The following is an 18,536-nucleotide window of genomic DNA, read 5'->3' as shown; positions in this document are numbered from 1 at the left end:
TTCAAGTTTATTGGTTATCACTTAAATTGATACTCTCTACCATTTTTTAATATAATAATATATTTTCTTCTTTCTTTATCCCACTTAACTTTGCCATAATTAAAATTCTCGCTATCACAATTCTTTCTTTTGACTACTTCATACATCACTCTAGCTCTATAATAATTTACCTCTCTGCTATAGGCTAAAATTTGCCATTTAAAAAGTAATATCTGTCCTAAAAATATCATAAGAAAGAACATCAAAAAGTATATGCTAGTATAAATTAAATAACCTTCTTCTCTGAAACTACTTTTCATTTTTTTCGATCCATTATATATTCTTCGCTATATTCTCTACCGTGTATCCGAATTGAAATAAAAATCGACTTCCTATTTTCATCATATCTCCACTCTACCTTTTGAACATTGTATAACAAGGGCATATACCCATCAATTTTTCTTCGCATCCTGATTTGTTGCTTATATAAGTCCAATTCATAAAAATCATCCATCGCATCGCTATATAAAATCAATTCATCATTCTCATTGTCAACACGTACATATTTAAAATCCAAATTACTACTTTCTATAACTGATCTAAATTGCTCCCACTGCAATCTATCATTTTTAGTTTCATTTGCATTGATTTTCCACACTATTTGGAGTGTAGAAAATATTATCATACATGTTAAACAAGTAATTCCTATTGCTATTATTGTTTCTAATAATGTAAATCCACTCTTTTTACTCTTTTGATAAAGTTTCAACTTTGTTTTCATAACTAACTTGTATTTGTTTAAAATTTACTAATTCATTCTTATCCATACTTCGCACTCTATTGAGTAATAAATGCATTCTTTCTTTATCCTCAATCTTTAAATTCTCTTGATTATTTAGAGACTGATAATTTGTTAATAATATTAAAATTCCACTACAAATTATTATTAAACCTATTATCGAATCAGCTAATACAAATCCTTTATTGGTAAGTTTTAACATAATATTTAGCACCATATCCCATTTGAAATACAAATACATATCTTCTTCCTAATGATGAGAAAATTTTTATTGTTTTAGGTGTAACACTACCATTATCACTAATTTTTACAACATTAGTATCTCCGTGCATAGTAGACGGATATGAAAATTCATAGTCATTTGTTGTTCTATCTTTATTATATTCAGAAAATCGAACTAAATCGTGATAAAAATAAACATTAGTATGTTTTTCCTCTTGAATAGATTTTATTGTACTTTGGTTCCATTTTCGTTCAAAATTTTTTATAAATTGTCTTTCTTCATAATTTTGCCAAGTTATTTTTATAGGACGATATGCCAATAAAATCAATACCATAAATATTCCTAAAACAATTATCATTTCTAGAAGAGTATACCCTACCAAATTATTCTTTCTTACCATTATCTAGTTTAATCTCTATATTTTTCTTCTTAATTTGATCATATTGATCATTATTTAAATAATTGGCTGATTTCAACTCATCTATTGTTACTGTATTAGTATTCTTTTCATCCATATATAATTCAGCTTGTGTATTTAATTGAGTCTGCAACGCCTTATCATTTACAGTATTTGCATGCTTTCTCTGTGTACCTATATTCGGTAATATAATTAAAATTAATAAGCTAATAATAAATAAGACAATTGCCATTTCAATGTCATGTCCTAAATTTTTTTATTTCTAAAATCAAAAAAAGCCTATTTTTTTATAATAGCACTCACTATGAACTACGCTATCGTTAAAAATAGGCTATTTTTTTATAATAGAACATTTTGGAGTTTAGCATTTTGAAAATGCTAAACTCCATATAAAACAAAAAAAGCCCACCTATAAAGGTGAGCTTGTAACGTATAAACAAATAAAAAACCAAAGGAATTTAAAAAGGAACTCCCCTGTAATGTTATTATACTATATTCAATTCTATTCTGTAAACTTACCCCAGTAATTCAAACGTGTTCCATTTCTGTCTTCTCCTGTAGGTAAGTAACCGTATTGTCCGTTTCCTCTTGGTTGTCTAATCCACACATAACCACCAGAGTGGCAGAAAGCATCGTACTTAACGACTGAACCCTTTGGCAGAACACCAATTTTAGATGAATTAGTTGTAGCACCCCAACGTAATACAATTCCTTCATCAACAGTAATAGTAAACTTGCCACTTTCCTTGAACCACTTAACACCTAAGTCATCAGTCCATGAGTCATACTTAACATCATTCTGACTAGGTACTGGAGTTGGTTTAGGTGCTTCTGTTTTAACTTCACTAGGGTTAAATAACTTGATCGCATTGTCTGTTAATGTGATAGAACCATCTACTTTATATCCTAGTAAGTTGTCTGTATGTTGCCAGCAATCAACATAGTTAGCACTAGGGAAATAATTAAAGTCTGGAACTCTTGGTCCTGGTTGTGATCCTAGTGGATATGCTGCAAGCCAGAAGAAATCAGCGTACTTGTGAATTTCTTCAAGATTGAATTGTGGTAGTAGATATTTATAAGTGTAGAAACCTGTATGATATCCAGCGTTTCTTAAAGTTCGTAAGAATACAATCACTGAGCTTGAAGGCATACCTTTAATTTCAGCATCTAAAATGAGCAAAGTTCCTGGTTGAACATTAGCATAACGCTTAGCATTTGCGATAAAGTAGTTAGCTTCTGCCACTGCTGCACTGTCATTATAAAAACGTCCAAAGTGATAGAATGCAAAACCATTTACTCCACCGCCAGCACTACGGTCGATTAAGCTTCTGATATATGGATTTACATAGTTAGTGTTTTCTGAAATCTTAACAATAGCCTTAGTAGCTCCAATATTCTTATAATCTTGAACTGTTAATTCTGATTGAAAACTTGCTAAATCAATAACTGTTTCTCTATTTGTCATTGCTTGTTTCCTCCTTAGTGTTTACTGTTGGTGTTAAATCTGATTTTTCGTAAGCTGACTGAACTGCAGTATGAATTGTTTGAGAGTCTAGCTTGTAACCTTGTTTTTTCATAACGTCATTAACAATCATGCTTGCTTCATCAAACTTCTCACGTCCACTCTTATCTTGACTAACAAGACTTGTAACTGCCATGTCTGCTACTTGTTCAAGTAATGTCCACAATGCTTTTGATTGTTCTGTTGACGCATGTTCAGCTTTGTTGTCTAAAATTGGTTTGAGTTGCTTGAGTAAAAAAATAGTCAGTACAGATAGAAGTCCAGTCTGTACTAGCCATTCTACAACATCATTAATTACTTTCATCTATTCTTCTCCCTTCTCAAATAATGTTTTAATTCGTTCGTGATGTCTATCTAGTCTTCTATCATGTTCATCAACTCGTTTTTCTAAACGTTCAAAATTTGCTTGTTGTTTATCAAAACTAGCATTTAACTTTTGAATATTAGTATTTAATGTTCTTAATTGTTCTGAAAAAGGCTTTAATACTGAATTGATATTTTTATTGAAAGCCTTACTGCCATGATTTATTAACCAGTAAACACCACTAAAAAGAATTGATATTATCCCAAAAATTGAAGCTATCTCACTCCATGAGTATCCAAAAAATAAGTGCATTAGACCACTTCCTTAATATTTATTAACAATAATCCACAACCCAACCCACCCTATATTATTGATTATTGTTTGCTATCAGAAATTAGCTTCAACATTTTTTGACGTCCGTACTCATCAATTTTTTTGCGTATTAAATCATCTAATGTTGTACCTTCTTGTAAATCTTCGTTCTTTAATTTAATAGTAAAGCTTGCGTAATTTTCATTCTGTTCGTCTCTACCGTTGAAGTTTACATTCACATATTCTGTTGCACCGTCTGCATCAAATCCATAAGTTAAGTTAGTCATAACCATATTTAACATAATTATTCGCCGTCCTTTTCATCTTTTTTGTTATTTTCTAATTCATTTTTTAAACGTTGAACTTCAGTTTCAAGTTCTTCGTTCTTTGCCTCTAGCAAGGTATTGTTGTATTCTGCTACTGCTAATTTGTTGATTAATTTTTGTGCTACTGTATTCATGTTTACATTATTCATTTGCTTGTTGTTTCCTTTCCAAATTTTCTAATCTTCTCTTTAAATCTGCGATAACTGGTATTAAAGCTGGAGCTATTCTGTCATATTGAATACCTTCAAGATCTCCACTTTCATTTCGTGTTACCAACATTTCCAAACCTACATCAGCTAAATCTTCAGCAATCATTCCAAAGTGTCTAATTGGCGGTTGTTCACTTTCTTTTTTAGCATATCTTTCAAACTCTGCTTTATCTATCCAAGTAGCAATAGGCAATTCAAGTAATTTATTACCATAGTCCATATCATGAGTACGTGATATATCACTCTTATATTTAGATGCAGAAGTTGAACGCATTAAAATACCATTACTATCTACAAAAACATTAGATGCTGAACTAGTTGTTTTATTATAAGAACTAGGAATATAAGTGTATTCACCGTTAATTACAATATTCTTTCCATACCATTCTCTAGCACCTAAAGTGCTAGGACCATCATTATTCGTCCCTACTGCAATGAACGGTGAAGAACCAATAGCATAGTTACTCGAAAAAGCATTTCCACCAGCTATCAAAACTCCTCTATCAGCTCCGCCTACTAATGTTGGTTGCCAACCAGTATTACTTTTCCCTGCTGCCAAACCAGAAAAATCTATTCTCATGTTTAAATAATCGCCTAAATAATTGGCTTTGTTAGCTATAGCAATGTAATCTCGTCCTACTATGTTAGCTCCTCTATAACTGCCTCCCGCTAAACCGTTGCTTATTTTTAGATAATAATCATCAGTTTCATCAAATATATTGTATCCAGCAATTTGTAATGAACTTCCTTTAAATAAAAGTCTACCTAAATTATCAGAAGTTGATATATATTTCTGGTCTATATTTATATCAACATAATTATTGCTATCGTGTATGTGTCCGCTTTGAAATGACACATTGCCACTATCCAGATTGATGTTTAAATTTGTTCCACTGATTGTCCCAGAAGTGATGTTATTAGCGTTCAAGTTCGTTACGTTTATTTTTGAAGCGTCTAGTGTTTTTGTTTTTATCGTATTAGCATTGATATCTTTTATTAAAGCGTCTAGAATAACTGCATCATCAATCAATGTCTTACCTGTGATTTTTATCCTATTACCTTCAAGCATTACACCATTACCATTCACTGATACACTGCTGTTACCAACGTTCATATTAAGATAGTTAGCCATCTGGACGAACCTACTATTGCTCCCAGTCAGATAATCAGTGATAGTACGTGTGTGGCTATCTGCTGTATCGATAACTTGGTTGAGTTGTAGCTTAGTTGCTAAATCTTCTGGAGCAGGACTCCAGTCTGTTGGTACTGTTCCTCTCTCTAACTTGATATTAGCTATATACAGCGCACTTTGCGTGCCAGTATTACCATTATTATCAAATCTAATATATCCTTCATCAGACTCACCAGTGTTAAATGTTACAGCAACATGTTCAGCGTGTGACCCCGAATATTTACGTTCTCTCACCAACTGCTTTATAACAGTAAAATCTGATGTTTCTCCAGTTTTTCTTCCTAAGAAATATGTGTCTGAATTTGGCACATAACTGTCTTCAAAAGCCCAATAACTCAATGTGTAATTGGCATTACGTTCAACCTTAATTCTGTCGCTACTAAATGTAGCTTCACCACCATTAGTTGACCTGTTAATTAACAAGAATAGATTTTCTTGATTGTTTTTCCAAAAGGGGTGTGACCCAACGATAAGCTTCCTATCGTTACTTATTCCACCAATAGTCCAACCATCAATATTTTTAGAATTGCCACTATTACGTAATAGGTTTATCCCACCACCTTCAATCATTGGTGTAGCTGTTCTAACAACTTCTTGAGCAAAACCATTAGCGTTTTGTAAAAATGACGCATTAGTTACTATCTTTCCCATTGACTGCCACTGGCTATCACCTTTAATAGCGTTGATTGCGTCATTTTTTGCGTTAGTAATTTTGGCATATACAGTACTAAATTCGTTTGAGTTAGCAGTTACTTTACCAGATACAACTTCAATTTTATCAGTCATATCTTCTGGAGAAGGACTCCAGTCTGTTGCAATAGTTCCCTTTTCTAGTTTGACATCGCCTAACATGCTAGTTCCATTACTGTAACCAGTTATTATACCGTTGTTATCTATACGAATAAATACCTGTGTTGCTGGGCTCCCACTTGAATTAGGGCTTGTATGAAACTTATATACTTTTCTTTCAGCATTAGATATATTGTATTTAAATTTATTATCAACATTAAATAAAGCATTACTACCATCTTTGTATTTAATGTTATAAAATACATCACCACTAGATACTCCACTAGCACCAAATACCACCATGCTCAGCGTATAATCAGTGTCTGGTTCTATATCAATATATTCTGTTTGTAGTATCATTTCTTGATTAGATTTGTTATCTAAAAAGAACATTTTAGTAGTGCCATTTCTAAAATGTGAATGCGTAGAATAAAGCACTCTTCCTACATTATTGGTTGTCCAATGGTCTAAATTACTAGGGTCATGAGCTGAATTTCGTATTAAGTTAGTTCCACCAACATTCAAATTATCAAACCTAGCATTTAGACCATCTACCGACACTTTGACATCAGCACTTTTAGCATATCCATTTAAATCACTTGACGTTAGTTTAGTTCTCAGTTCTTGAGCAGTCTGATTTTTAAAAGAGTTATACTCACTTGTACCAACTTTAGTAGATAGTTGAGAACTCAATGAATTAGCGGTGTTAGTTATTGTGGCTATACTGCCATTGATGTTTTGAAATTGTTGTTTAAATTGCTTAGAGTCGTTTTGTAACGTTGAAATATTACCTTGAGCGTCTTTGATAGACTGTTGCATACCATTTTCAGTAAGCTTAATCTGTGCTATATCGCCCTTATTAGTTGCTACAGTTGCATTGATACCATTTAAATCAACTTTAAGTTGTGATACACGTTCAATTTCATCTTCTGGAGCTGGAGACCAATCTGTTGTAATAGTTCCCTTTTCTAGTTTGATATTGGCTAAAAATAAAACAGCATCTTTGCCGACTTCTTTACTTCCATTATTATCAAATCTGATATAGCCTTCATCAATCTCGCCAGTATTAAAAGTAACTGTGACATATTCAGCTTTTTCACTCGAATATACGCGATCTGTCACTAATTGAGTTATTTTAGTAAAATCACTGGTTTCGCCATTTTTCCTACCTAAGAAATACGTATCACTCGAAACAACACGCCAATCTTCAAAAGCCCAATAACTCAATGTGTAATTGGTATTACGTTCAACGTTTACTCTGTTAGAACACATATAAACTTCATTGCTGTCACGGTTAAACAGCGAGAATAAGTTTTCTTGTGCATTTTTCCAAAAGGAGTGCGACCAAACGATGAGCTCCCTGTCGTTACTCATTCCACCGATAGCCCAACCATCAGTGACCTTTGGATTGCCACTATTTCTTACAAGGTTCGTCCCACCAATTTTAATATTGTCTACCTTGCTATTGACGTTATTCACATTAATGTTCACACTATCTAAATCAACGGTCAATTTATCAATTCTATTGCTATTAGATAGTACGTCTTGTCGTGCTTGGTCTAAATTTTGCGACGTTGTTTGTAACTGTTGACGGTCTCTGTCTGTCTGAGTTTTAAGTGATGTTACATTGCCATTAACTCTACTAATTTCATCGCTTAAATTAGGTATCTGATTAGATATACTGTCAATTCGTGATTTCATCAATTCATTAGTAGATGATTGAGCATTTGCATTATCTTTAAAACTCTTATCCAATTCGTCAAATTCTTTTAAAGCATCGTTTATTTTTTGCTCAACTTCGCCATTTACTGGTTGTTTAACCCACTTTCCAGAACCATCTGCTTGTCGTTCAAATATCCACAATTCAGTGCTATTTCCATTAGGTTTGAACCAAACATCATTGAACTTAGCGTCTGTTGGTTCTTTAACATCAGTGTAGATGTTAGTACCGCCTGGAGCTTGTCGCCTTGAGTAATTCTCAATTGCTCTAGTGAGTTCTCCAGTGTATTTAACTGTACCTGAGTCTGTTGCATTTTGGTCTGCTTTAGATGTTGAAGATAAGCCACCGTTAAAAGATATTGTGTATCCATTGTTAGGAACAATAAATACGTTACCTTTCATGTCTTTAAGCGAAAGCCAATCTCCAGCTTCAATAGCAGGGTTACCGAACCAATTTAATGAAAATGGATAAAAAGTGATTGATTTCAAGCTATCCCAAATACTATCTAATAAACTTTGTGTCATGATATCGTTAGTTAACTCAATTTGACTACCATTAACGCTACCAGAATGTAGTTTATGAGTTGTTTCATTTGTTTCGCCATTATTAGTTGTTTCAACTACATTAACATTGCAAGAAATACCACCTATGATATAAGGAGCTTCATTTTTAACTAAGCCTTGTTGTTCATACTCACTTGGTTCTATCGTGTAATTAGGTTCTGCTACACGTCTGATAGTGAGTTTCCCATTTCTATCAAAACTAGCAAAACCTACATAAAGTTGAGCTATCCAACCTATAGCAGTTCTATATGATTGTTTAGTAATAGCTTTAGATACTTTAATTGTTGGTAAATGAGCTAAATCATCAGTATTAACATCAACCTTACACATTTGAGCAATTTCAGTGATAATATCAACTGCATTAGCTGGGTATGTCAATTTAGAAACATACTGACCTTCCATTACAACAAACTTGTCATAAGCCTTGATAGTTGTAGAATTGTTGTTTCTATCCATCTGAATTTCATCAGCAATAATAAAAACACCCAACGGAGTATACTCAAATGTTCCACTAGGTAGCTTTATTCCTATTCTAGGTTTAACAATCATTCCACGCTTTAAGCCTTCAACTAAATGAATGAATTTAACTGTTATGTTGTTTTCATAAGTAGAACCAATACTAAAAGTATCCCCAGTGTATCCGCCAGAGTCATAGTCAAATTGTTCAATATCAGTAGCTTTATAATCAACACCATTAACATTTACAACAATATCAAGCGTTCTTTCTGCTGACTGATAAGCTAACTTAGCTTCATTAGATTGTTTGTACAAGCTATCACCTCCTTATTGTTCAATCAAATCGAATTGTAGACCGTTCCAAGTATGTTCTTGAGTTTCGTTGTTAAAGCTCAACACTGGAGCGGTTCTATCTCCAACATAAAAAGTGCGAGTATTAATAGTTCCGTCCATAGGATCTAAATACTCACACTTAAAAAATTGTGGTTGAACTGCGTCTAAAATTTCCTTACATTCTTGAATTGTCAAAGGAGTCCAAGAAGCAGTTATTTTTCTTTTTGTGGCTACTCTATCACGATGCAATAAACCAGTTGCGTCACGAGTTGCCTTAGCGTCTATGTCTTGAATTAGCACCGTCATTTCCTTAGGGGCTTTGACCTTTGTGCCATTTATCTTCAAATAGTACATTCATACATTCCTCCAATTACAAATTCAACATGTTTCTACCATTCTTTTGGTTAACAGAATTAATACCTTTAATAGCAGCAGTTCCAAGCTTATCGCTATCAACTTGCAATACAACTTCAAGTGGTTGATTTGTTTGTTGATTTTGATTTGTGCCTGTCATTTGCATTGCTTGAACTAAGGCATTTACTAGCAATGGTCCTAAGTTATTCAAACCAAAGCCTTGATTTGAGAAACTACCTTGATTATTATCTCTTCTGTTAAAGCTATCACTAAAGCTCAATGTTCTAGTTAATTTGTCTGGCATTTGTAAACCATGACCGAAGTTAGAACTCATAAAGTCTACGGCTTGACTCATTAATTCAACTGCTCTAGGTACGTTTGTCAAAGGTATAACCATTTCTGGCTTGTTACCTTCTCCAATGCGATACATACCATCTCTATCAATTAAACCGCCTAACTCATAACCGTGTCCGTGACCGATAACACTAAGCATACCAGTAGCACCGTAACGATTTTTAGCGTAATTGATAGCAGCAAGCATATTGTCATAGCCTTTCATGATATTGTGATGTCCTGGGAAAGCATAAGAGTTAAATGTTCCTGGTTTTGTTTGTAACAGACCAGTAGCATTACCATCAGCTAAACCGTCATTACCACCAATAGCATGCTCATTACCACCAGACTCAGTAGCAATCTGACGTAACCAAGCATTTACATAAGTTGCGTTAGTTGGTAAGCCGTTCTTTCTCAAAGCTTTTTTCAAAGCAGAGCGCCAGCCTTCAACACCAGGTCCATTTTGTTTTTCTGAACCGCCAAACTGTTGTAAAAGTTTCTTAGCCCAGTCAAACATACCTTTCTTTTCACGTTGCTTAGTTCCGTCTAAGATACGTCTAGCTCCACCAGTAACACTTGAGTCGTCTGGTACGAATTTATTGAAGATATAATCAATCAATTTTCCAGGGTGCGTAATATCGTCTAAAATCTCATCTAGTGCGTCTGTTACACCACTCCAGACATTACCGAACCAGTTACCCAAATTTCCCCAACCGCTAAACAGGTTGCCAAAATCGAAGTTAAAGTTAAATCCACTAAAATCAATTCCACTAAACAGATTACTGAAATCAAGCTTACCTAAATCACTTAAATCAAGATTAAAGTTAAGATTGCTCAAACCACTAAGATCTAAGTCAAATGAACCAATACCGCCAGCGTACTTTTTAACAGGCATTAAAGCGCTGAATTTATCAAATAATTCACTTGCAGTATCAGAAGCTTTCTTGACTTTAGTACCTTTAGGCAACATAACAGGCAGATTTCTTACCGCTGGGAAAATACCTTGTCTACCGTCTGGCAATTGATAACTTTCACGGTATACATCGCCAGGTTGATCGTTAACGATAGCAGGTCCACCAGGGTGATAGTCAGTACCATTTGCATAGGACCAACCCCAACTCATAGTGCTAGCACCAACTTTATTCAATACATAGTTGACACCTTTACCAACGCTATTAACTGCGCTCTTAACAGGGTCAACAATAGCATGTTTAATTGTATTCATTGCACTAGTGATGCGCCATTTACCGCCTAAAATGTTATCAGCTATTTTTCCACCAATACCACTAGCCCAACTACCAATAGAGCTTAATGTTCCAGGTTGATGTTCACGTATCCATCTACCAATGTTGTTACCAGCATTTCTAATAGTCCACGAAGCATTATTAACACCAGAGTTAACATGTCCCCCAATGTTTGAAGCCCAACTTCTGAAACTGTTGTTAGCTGTGTTGTAGAATGAACGAACCCAGGACGAAATCTTATTACCAGCATTTGTAGAGTTGTTTCTTGAATTGTCAGAACCAGAATTTACATAGTCGCCAATTCTTGAAGCCCAATCTCTAAATGTTTGATTTGCTCTATCTCTAAAATCAGTTGTCCAAGTATGAATTTTTTCTCCAGCATTATTAGCGCCTTGTTTACTGTTATCAGTTCCGCCATTGACTACATCGCCAATCTTGCTAGCCCAATTTCTAAAGGTCTTATTGGCAGACTCTCTAAAGGCGGTAGTCCATTCGTGAATTTTGTCCCCTGCTTTTAATGCGAACTTCTTGCCGTGGTTTATAGCGTTATTAACGTTAGAACCAACTTGACTAGCCCAACTATTAATAGCTTTGGTAGCTTCATCTCTGAAATCTGTAGTCCATTCGCCGACTTTTTTGCCAGCTTTAGTAGCTAATTTCTTACCTTTATCAACTGCTGAATTTACTTTAGAACCAATATCTCCAGCCCATTTTTGAACCGTCTTATTAGTATCACTTATAAATCCAGAGAACCATTTACCAACATTAGCTCCAGCTTTAGTAATAGTCTTTTTAGCTTTAGTAATGTTCTTGTCTATCTTAGAGCCAACGTCCTTAGACCAATCACTAGCTTTACCAGGCAAATCTTTAGCCCATTTAGTAATGCTCTTGCCCATTGTGGTATCTTTCAAGAACCAAGTGACAACACCTAAAACAGGGCTTAACATAGCTGGATTAATTTTCGACCAATGTTTATCAAGGAACTCAGAAACATTGTCTTTAGTTTTGCTAAAGAATTTAAGTGCTTTGTTTCCAAAAGTACCATCTTTTTCAAAATAATCTTTTGTACTTTCAATAGGGTGCTTGATAAAAGAACCAATCTTTCCCCATTCTTCTTTACACCATTTCCAAGCTTTGCCTAAACCTTCTGATATGTGCTTAGCAATTCCATTTACAAACTCTCTAAATTTCTCATTATGCTTGTACAGTAATACCAGACCAGCAACTAAAGCAGCAATAGCAGCAACAATTAAGACAATTGGATTAGCGTCTAACACTAGATTTAAAGCTGCTTGTGCTGCAGTAACTAGTTTAGAGTTCTTAACCCAAGTGAGCATATTTGAAGCAACGTTCTTAATTGCACTAGTGCCACTCTTTACTTTGTCCCAAGTTAGCATTGAAACAATCTTCAAGTAGTCAGCACCATCTTTAATCTTATCCCATGTTATCAGTGAGATAATCTTTAAATAATCTGCTCCAGCTTTGACTTTATCCCAAGCTAACATTGAGATAATTCTTAAATAATCAACACCGTCTTTAACCTTAGTCCAAGACATTGAAGCTATATCTTTAAGTACTGAAGCTCCTGTACTTATCTTTTCCCAAGTAATTGAAGCCATGTTCTTAAGGTATCCTGCACCAGTTTTAACACCGCTCCAAGACAATTTAGCAATGCTAGACATTCTACTAAAGCCTTCTTTTAAGTTATCAAACTTAACTAAAGCAGTAGCGCCTAAAACATCAGCAAAATCTTTGATACTCTTGATTACTCCTACTGCGACCTTAAGCCCAAATAATGTACCTAAAGTAGCAGTGATTGCTTCAGTAGCTTTCTGATGTTTATCTATCCAACTAGATAATCCTTCCAATGCGGCAGTCAAGAGTTTCAACGCTCCTGTAATCGCAAAACCAGCAACCTTAGCAATAGGAACAATAAAATCTTTGTATAACCAAGATAATAACGGTTTAGCAGCAGTAATTACACTATGAACAACTTTTAAAGCTGCCGCCAGTAAATTAAAGAAATCTGGCAATAACTTAGAAATTGTGAACTTGCCTAATGGTAGTAATACATGTTCATAAGCCCATGCTAGACCGTCCCACACGTCTTTTGTAACTGGTCTAATAGCTTTAAGCAAGTTATCAATAGACTTCAATAGCGGTGTAAAATCAAGTGTTTTAGCCCATTTAGCAGTATATCCAGCCATATCAGCTAAGACTTTGACTATATCATTAACCATACCTAATAAAGTCTTAAATATTGATGTTCCTACATCGCCATGTTTCCATGCTTTATCAAATTGAACGGCAATATTTTCAACGATCTTATTTAAGTTAGTTCCTAATCTAATCAAATTACTAAATATGCTTTCACCAATACCAGAATTAAAGGCATTCCTAAACGATGTGGCTATGTCGTGAATTAATCTTAAAACGGCATTTAAAGCGTCAAATTGAGATTGAATTAACTTAGTTCCAGCATCGCCTTTTTCCCAAGCTTGAGCAAATGCTCTACCAATGTCGCCAATGATATTAAGTAAATCTGCATATAACTGTATCAAGTTCTCAGCAGTTTCTTTACCTGTACCATTCGTCCAAACTTTCATGAATGATTTGCCAATATCACTAGCAACTCTTTCAAGTTCTTTCCAAGCATACTTAGTAGCATCTACTGCTACTTGCCCTTTAGCGTCCCAAGCTTCTTTCATAGGGTCGAATAATTCGCCTAGAACTTTCTTGAGCTTGTTAGCAAAGTCAATAGCACTTTGGAAAGCATTTAGCGGAGCAGAAGCAAAGTCTAAAGCGTCTGGGTCACTAGCTCCGCCATCTCCACCTAAATCATAATCATCACTATCTGGAGCTGATTGTTTTTCTTGTGGAGTGAATTTTTCTAATGGTTGTTCTTGAAACTTGCTATTATCCTTATTATCATCTTGTGACAATACGTTTAATTCATCAAAGCCCATTAGAGATTGTTTCAAGTCTTCGTTAGCTTTCTTAGTAGCTTCAAATTCTTCACGAGCTTGTTTGTTAGCTTCTTTAATCTTAGCGTTTTGTTCTGCGACTGCTGCAGCACCTTGTTTGTTAGCTTCTGCAATTTGTCTATTAGCTTCTTGAACTGCTTTAGCTTGTTGTTGTTGAGCTTTTTTAACTGAGTCACTAGCCTTTTTGGACGCTGAACCAGTGTCATTCATTGCCTTAATTTGAGAATACAAGCCATTAGCGCCACTTCTGGACGCACTCAAACTCATTCCAGTTAAAGCACTAGTGAACTGAGCTATCCAACCAGTAACTTTTTCTAAAGCGTGCATTAAAGCATTGATAGCAGGTAAAGCTACACTATAGATTGGATAGAATGCAGTCATCATATTCACTTTGATATTGTTAAGACTTCTACTAAATTCGGTATTAGTCTTTAAAGCCATACCGAACCCTTTAGCCATCATCATTATTCCTTGATACATCAAAGTAAACACAACAATTTGGCTTGCTAGCATTCTAAGCGTAAAACGCAATCTGTTCAAACCGTCATTTGTTCTGGATACTGCTCTACTAGAGCTATTCATTGACGACAAGCCCCTGTTAAAGTTACTTATTGATTGTCTAGCACTAGATAAGCCAGACCTTAACTTCTTGAATGAATTGCCTAGATTATTAACCTTAGCAGACTCATTACCTAAGTCTGTACTAATCTTAGATAAAGCAGAGTCTAAACCTTTTCCACGTTCTTCAACGTATGAGTAAGATGTAGCTAACTTATCTTGACGTGCTATCAATCTATCAAGTTCTGCACTTTGTTTGTTATACTCACGAGCAACATTACTTATACTTCTTGTGCTTCTACCGTTTGAAGATTTAACTAAAGCATCGTAATGTTCCTTTAAAGCTCCAACAGATTTTCTCTGTTCATTGATAGCCATTTCGTTACGTTCCATTGCATCGCTAATTTTCTTCAACGCACTAGGAATTTCATTAAACTCATCACGCATAGAGCGAGCTAAGTTTTCGGCTTGTGTCTGGTAACGTTTCATCTTAACTTGAGCATCTTGTATTTGAGTGTCAAACTTATAAGATTTAATCTTGTCATTATCAGAATTACCTAAAGCATTCTTACGCATAGTAAGCTCTTGAATTTGTCGTTGAGCATGTTTAGCTTGTGCCATTTTAGAGTTGATAGTATCAATCAAATCGTCCATTTCGATACGCACTTTTTCAGTTTGTGATCTAATAGACTCATCAATACCAAAATCAACATCGCCTTCAGTAGCTCTCATTCTACGTAAGTTCACTTGTTGTGGTGTTTCTGCATTTTGACGGTTAAACTCAGCCCAATCTTTAGCAGAGTTTTGACGGTATTCTCTAATCTTATCCATATTCACTCTAGCTTCATCAGCTACTTTAGAATTACTTTGACCGAAATTACCTGCAGAAGAAAACAAGTCTAATTGTTCATACTGATGTTTAACATCACTAGTTGAGTCAGCTACTCTTCTGTTAGCAGAAACAACTTCATCAGACCAAGTTTTAATATTATCAGCAGTGCTATTTGCTGAGTATTTAGTCTGTTCATAGGCTTGTTGTTTTGTGTTTTCTGCTTGTGCGACTGTATCCGCTGAGCGTTGTGCTTCTTGGCTCACTTTGCTCATAGAGTTAGACATTGCATTTTCATATTCGTTAGAGAACTGTTGAACCTTATCCATTAGACTCTTGGTCTGTTCACTAACTCTACTAGCCATCTCTTGAGTTTTCTCAAAAAAATCAGAATAGTTAGCCTTAAAGCGTACTTCAAGTTCTTCAAGTTCCACGTTACCCCACCACCTTTCTATAATTTATTTATTTTCTCTTGCGTGTTTAATCTTTTGAGCTTGTAGCATCAATTCCATTTGGTCTTTCTTCCAGTCTGGAACAGGTTCTTCTTTAGGCTCAAAATCACGTAAGAATGGATATGCTTCTTCAGGACTAGGCATTTTGCTAGGTTCATTCAAAGCGTAAGCCATTAATTGAGCTAGTTCATGGTCCATTCTAGCCCTTGTGACAATCTCTTCTTGTTGTCGTTTAGTGTTTGCCATTGTTTGCATCATGATTTCATCTAACGTCATATACCAGTACTCATCAGCTCTTATACCAGCTTGTACTGCTATTGGATAGATGTCTTCAAGTAACTCAGTAACTGAGTTGTATGTTTTTAAAGAGTCGTTTCCTCTTCCGTTGTTGTTGCGTCCAATGTTTCCGATTCCGAATTTGTCTTCGTATCCTTGTCCTTCTTGCCGAAAAAACCAGATTCTTCAAGTAATTCCATAACTACATTGAATAGTGATAATGTGTCTCCACCGTTGTCAAAGTATTTATCGAAGTTAGTGATAATATCCTTGTCTGATACACCGTGTGTTTGATTTGCACCTTGTAGGATAATCAATACTTCGTTGACTGGTGGCATTCTATCCCCACCACGTCCATCAATAAATAAGTTCATGATAGACTTGCCTAAACGTTTTTCAATACTTACTACAGATTTACCTGTTAATCGTAAATCTAAATTTAAATCACCTAATTTGAATTGTTTACCTTTTTTTAATGCTGTAGCCATATTGCCACGCTCCTTTAAATATTTTTTTATTAGATTACTTATCATAGAAAACCGTTTCTCAAAGCAATCTAAAAAAGACTACAGGAGTCGAACCTGTAGCCTTTAACTTTTCTATTTAATTAGTGACCGCCGTCTCCACCTGGAGTAGCAGTAACACCAGTTGTATCAAAGTTAGGACCATCAGAAACAGTTACGTTCATGTTAAATTGAACGGCTGCGTTTGTAGATAATTGGTTTACGTATACAACATAAGAGCCTTTGAATGTGCATGTTAAACCATCTGGGTATGTTACTTTGAAATCGTGTTGCTTACGGTCTCCAGAATGTGCTTGTAAGTCTTTGAAGTTTTTACCTTTATAAACTAATTGGAATTGTAAGTTTTGAGCGCCTTGAATACCTTCAATTTGTTTTGTGCGATCATCTGCTAATGTTGTTACGTCAATCTTTTGTGTATCTGCACCCATTTGTGGAATAGTACGAACATCAGCAACTTCAACAAATTCAGCAGTACCATTGAATTTTACTTCAACCTTAGTACCAGTGCCAGCCAACCCTTCACTTGCGTCAACTGTACCAGCAAAATTTTGTAAATTAAATTTTTCCATTAATTCTTTCACCCTTTCTGATATACACGCTTGTTGACGTTGTCCACAATTCCAGTGAATGTAATTGCTACTCTGACAACACCACTCAAGTCTTGGTCTCCAACAGTATTAGAGAAGCCCATAGAGCTAAATTTGTCTATGAGCTTGTTAGTAACGTCTGTTAAAGAACCATTTTTATTAAATAAATCTATCGTGAAATTCCATTCTGTATCCGTTTCTTGACCTTTCCAATCTCTAACATAAGCATTATGAGCGGTTGAAAATACTGCAGTTGGAAAGGTAGTCATTTCATCTGGATACTTAGGTGAAACAACTTTAAAATAGTTTAAATCTCTCAAAGTTTTGTTTATGAGAGCTTTAACGTTGTATATTTCCATTCTAATCACTCAACTCTCTAAATCTCTCATTAAGATTATTCTTAAAGATGTCTGGCGCTTCTTGAGCGACTTTCTCAATTGAAGGTTGGACAAATTGTCTAGCAATTTGTCCGTTAGTTCGATAATAAGTCTTGCCATTAATCTTGATTTTAGGCATTCTATAAAGCTCATTTAAATCAACGTCTACTTTATCAGCAGGAATGAACCACGGTGTTTGACGATAACTAATAGTTATATTTTCTGGCAAATTTTTAGGGGACATTTCACCGTTTCTACCTGTACCAAATTCTCTATAGATTGCTACAGGGTCTACATTCCACCAACGACCAATGACTGAGTTATCACTCATCTTTATTTCATGTCTAAAACTTCTGGCTAACTCTCCACTAGAATACTTAACACTAGATTGGAGTTCTCTTTGTGCATATCCTTCAGCTTTTTCAATTAAAAGCTCTTCTGAGTCAGCTACAGAATTTTTTAAGGCTTCTGGCAATTTGTTTAGCTTAGATACTAATTCATCTAAACCATGTATCTCATAACTAATCATTGCTATTACCTATAATCTTTTCGAGCATGATATTTTTGTGCGTTTTGTAGGTCTGAATAGAAATTATTTTGTAATCTGGTTCACTGTCTTTATCAGAAAACAAACACACACCAACATTTTCATCTCTATTTTCTACAATATCTTCGCCTTGATATTTACAAGCCTTGATATACTGTAGATTTTTACCATATACTTGAGCGTTGACTGTTCCACCAGCATTTTGAACATTCATCTTAACTTCAACAGGTTCACTCCAACCTACAATTTCATAGCCTTCATCGTCTGTTGTAGCTACTTTCTTTTTCAAATATACGGTAGTTAAATCGCGTCTACGCAAACGCATG

The 18,536-nt window shown here is 34.9% G+C and carries 19 protein-coding genes; all 19 read right to left on the bottom strand.

The genetic code is table 11. The features are described 5' to 3' along the window. Window positions 1-17: 17 nt before the first annotated feature. The 19 genes from PTA89_RS02380 to PTA89_RS02290 all read right to left on the bottom strand — a co-directional run bounded on the left by PTA89_RS02380 (window position 18) and on the right by PTA89_RS02290 (window position 18,535). Window positions 18-230, bottom strand: coding sequence for a hypothetical protein (locus PTA89_RS02380; RefSeq protein WP_223688855.1), 213 nt, complete (start codon window positions 228-230; stop codon window positions 18-20). Window positions 231-295: 65 nt separating this feature from the next. Next, on the bottom strand, window positions 296-637 hold the full coding sequence (locus PTA89_RS02375) for a ComGF family competence protein (RefSeq protein ID WP_223688858.1): 342 nt from the start codon (window positions 635-637) through the stop codon (window positions 296-298). Between the two features lie 88 nt (window positions 638-725). Continuing rightward, entirely contained in the window at window positions 726-980 is a 255-nt protein-coding gene (locus tag PTA89_RS02370; RefSeq protein ID WP_003701527.1) for a hypothetical protein, read from the bottom strand. Then, complete coding sequence (locus PTA89_RS02365; protein WP_003701528.1) at window positions 961-1,401, bottom strand: competence protein ComGD; 441 nt, start codon at window positions 1,399-1,401, stop codon at window positions 961-963. The genes PTA89_RS02370 and PTA89_RS02365 overlap by 20 nt, the downstream gene beginning before the upstream one ends. Beyond that, window positions 1,385-1,651, bottom strand: a complete 267-nt coding sequence (locus tag PTA89_RS02360) for a competence protein ComGC (protein WP_095761561.1) — start codon at window positions 1,649-1,651, stop codon at window positions 1,385-1,387. Before PTA89_RS02360 ends, PTA89_RS02365 begins: the two co-directional genes overlap by 17 nt. A gap of 270 nt (window positions 1,652-1,921) precedes the next feature. Further along, window positions 1,922-2,884 carry a GH25 family lysozyme gene (locus PTA89_RS02355; protein WP_324177359.1) on the bottom strand — a complete coding sequence of 321 codons (963 nt, stop codon included), beginning with the start codon at window positions 2,882-2,884 and terminating at the stop codon, window positions 1,922-1,924. Beyond that, entirely contained in the window at window positions 2,874-3,245 is a 372-nt protein-coding gene (locus PTA89_RS02350; RefSeq protein WP_324177358.1) for a phage holin, LLH family, read from the bottom strand. Before PTA89_RS02350 ends, PTA89_RS02355 begins: the two co-directional genes overlap by 11 nt. Continuing rightward, a complete protein-coding gene (locus tag PTA89_RS02345) occupies window positions 3,246-3,557 on the bottom strand; it encodes a PspA/IM30 family protein (RefSeq protein WP_324177357.1) in 312 nt (103 codons plus the stop codon). Between the two features lie 62 nt (window positions 3,558-3,619). Next, window positions 3,620-3,859 (bottom strand): hypothetical protein, encoded by a 240-nt coding sequence (locus tag PTA89_RS02340; protein ID WP_324177356.1) that lies wholly within the window; start codon window positions 3,857-3,859, stop codon window positions 3,620-3,622. 2 nt (window positions 3,860-3,861) lie between these two features. Beyond that, entirely contained in the window at window positions 3,862-4,032 is a 171-nt protein-coding gene (locus tag PTA89_RS02335) for a hypothetical protein (RefSeq protein ID WP_324177355.1), read from the bottom strand. Further along, window positions 4,025-9,127 (bottom strand): hypothetical protein, encoded by a 5,103-nt coding sequence (locus PTA89_RS02330; RefSeq protein ID WP_324177354.1) that lies wholly within the window; start codon window positions 9,125-9,127, stop codon window positions 4,025-4,027. The genes PTA89_RS02335 and PTA89_RS02330 overlap by 8 nt, the downstream gene beginning before the upstream one ends. 12 nt (window positions 9,128-9,139) lie before the next feature. After that, window positions 9,140-9,499: a DUF6711 family protein gene (locus tag PTA89_RS02325; protein WP_095761567.1), complete on the bottom strand. Its 360-nt coding sequence runs from the start codon at window positions 9,497-9,499 to the stop codon at window positions 9,140-9,142. Window positions 9,500-9,515: 16 nt separating this feature from the next. Further along, window positions 9,516-15,881 carry a lytic transglycosylase gene (locus PTA89_RS02320; protein WP_324177353.1) on the bottom strand — a complete coding sequence of 2,122 codons (6,366 nt, stop codon included), beginning with the start codon at window positions 15,879-15,881 and terminating at the stop codon, window positions 9,516-9,518. Window positions 15,882-15,905: 24 nt separating this feature from the next. After that, on the bottom strand, window positions 15,906-16,175 hold the full coding sequence (locus PTA89_RS02315; RefSeq protein ID WP_095761569.1) for a hypothetical protein: 270 nt from the start codon (window positions 16,173-16,175) through the stop codon (window positions 15,906-15,908). A gap of 86 nt (window positions 16,176-16,261) precedes the next feature. Further along, complete coding sequence (locus PTA89_RS02310) at window positions 16,262-16,663, bottom strand: DUF6096 family protein (RefSeq protein WP_283473459.1); 402 nt, start codon at window positions 16,661-16,663, stop codon at window positions 16,262-16,264. A gap of 119 nt (window positions 16,664-16,782) precedes the next feature. Then, a complete protein-coding gene (locus tag PTA89_RS02305; RefSeq protein ID WP_324177352.1) occupies window positions 16,783-17,268 on the bottom strand; it encodes a phage tail tube protein in 486 nt (161 codons plus the stop codon). Between the two features lie 8 nt (window positions 17,269-17,276). Further along, the gene (locus PTA89_RS02300) at window positions 17,277-17,645 is read right to left on the bottom strand and encodes a hypothetical protein (RefSeq protein WP_324177351.1); all 369 of its coding nucleotides are present in this window, start codon (window positions 17,643-17,645) and stop codon (window positions 17,277-17,279) included. A 1-nt stretch (window position 17,646) separates the two neighbouring features. After that, window positions 17,647-18,192 carry an HK97 gp10 family phage protein gene (locus PTA89_RS02295; RefSeq protein WP_324177350.1) on the bottom strand — a complete coding sequence of 182 codons (546 nt, stop codon included), beginning with the start codon at window positions 18,190-18,192 and terminating at the stop codon, window positions 17,647-17,649. Then, window positions 18,185-18,535 carry a hypothetical protein gene (locus PTA89_RS02290; protein ID WP_324177349.1) on the bottom strand — a complete coding sequence of 117 codons (351 nt, stop codon included), beginning with the start codon at window positions 18,533-18,535 and terminating at the stop codon, window positions 18,185-18,187. The genes PTA89_RS02295 and PTA89_RS02290 overlap by 8 nt, the downstream gene beginning before the upstream one ends. Window position 18,536: the final 1 nt, after the last annotated feature.

This window comes from Ligilactobacillus salivarius (genome assembly GCF_035231985.1).
Taxonomy (GTDB): Bacteria; Bacillota; Bacilli; order Lactobacillales; family Lactobacillaceae; genus Ligilactobacillus; species Ligilactobacillus salivarius.
Note: the sequence above shows the minus strand (reverse complement) of the source record. Positions and strands in the feature narration are given on the sequence as shown.

Bases quoted from the DNA above. Each gene is read 5' to 3' on its own strand.
- PTA89_RS02380 (WP_223688855.1), bottom strand. From the start codon at position 230: ATGATATTTTTAGGACAGATATTACTTTTTAAATGGCAAATTTTAGCC.
- PTA89_RS02370 (WP_003701527.1), bottom strand. From the start codon at position 980: ATGTTAAAACTTACCAATAAAGGATTTGTATTAGCTGATTCGATAATA.
- PTA89_RS02365 (WP_003701528.1), bottom strand. From the start codon at position 1,401: ATGGTAAGAAAGAATAATTTGGTAGGGTATACTCTTCTAGAAATGATA.
- PTA89_RS02360 (WP_095761561.1), bottom strand. From the start codon at position 1,651: ATGGCAATTGTCTTATTTATTATTAGCTTATTAATTTTAATTATATTA.
- PTA89_RS02355 (WP_324177359.1), bottom strand. From the start codon at position 2,884: ATGACAAATAGAGAAACAGTTATTGATTTAGCAAGTTTTCAATCAGAA.
- PTA89_RS02350 (WP_324177358.1), bottom strand. From the start codon at position 3,245: ATGAAAGTAATTAATGATGTTGTAGAATGGCTAGTACAGACTGGACTT.
- PTA89_RS02345 (WP_324177357.1), bottom strand. From the start codon at position 3,557: ATGCACTTATTTTTTGGATACTCATGGAGTGAGATAGCTTCAATTTTT.
- PTA89_RS02340 (WP_324177356.1), bottom strand. From the start codon at position 3,859: ATGTTAAATATGGTTATGACTAACTTAACTTATGGATTTGATGCAGAC.
- PTA89_RS02335 (WP_324177355.1), bottom strand. From the start codon at position 4,032: ATGAATAATGTAAACATGAATACAGTAGCACAAAAATTAATCAACAAA.
- PTA89_RS02325 (WP_095761567.1), bottom strand. From the start codon at position 9,499: ATGTACTATTTGAAGATAAATGGCACAAAGGTCAAAGCCCCTAAGGAA.
- PTA89_RS02315 (WP_095761569.1), bottom strand. From the start codon at position 16,175: ATGACGTTAGATGAAATCATGATGCAAACAATGGCAAACACTAAACGA.
- PTA89_RS02310 (WP_283473459.1), bottom strand. From the start codon at position 16,663: ATGGCTACAGCATTAAAAAAAGGTAAACAATTCAAATTAGGTGATTTA.
- PTA89_RS02305 (WP_324177352.1), bottom strand. From the start codon at position 17,268: ATGGAAAAATTTAATTTACAAAATTTTGCTGGTACAGTTGACGCAAGT.
- PTA89_RS02300 (WP_324177351.1), bottom strand. From the start codon at position 17,645: ATGGAAATATACAACGTTAAAGCTCTCATAAACAAAACTTTGAGAGAT.
- PTA89_RS02295 (WP_324177350.1), bottom strand. From the start codon at position 18,192: ATGATTAGTTATGAGATACATGGTTTAGATGAATTAGTATCTAAGCTA.
- PTA89_RS02290 (WP_324177349.1), bottom strand. From the start codon at position 18,535: ATGCGTTTGCGTAGACGCGATTTAACTACCGTATATTTGAAAAAGAAA.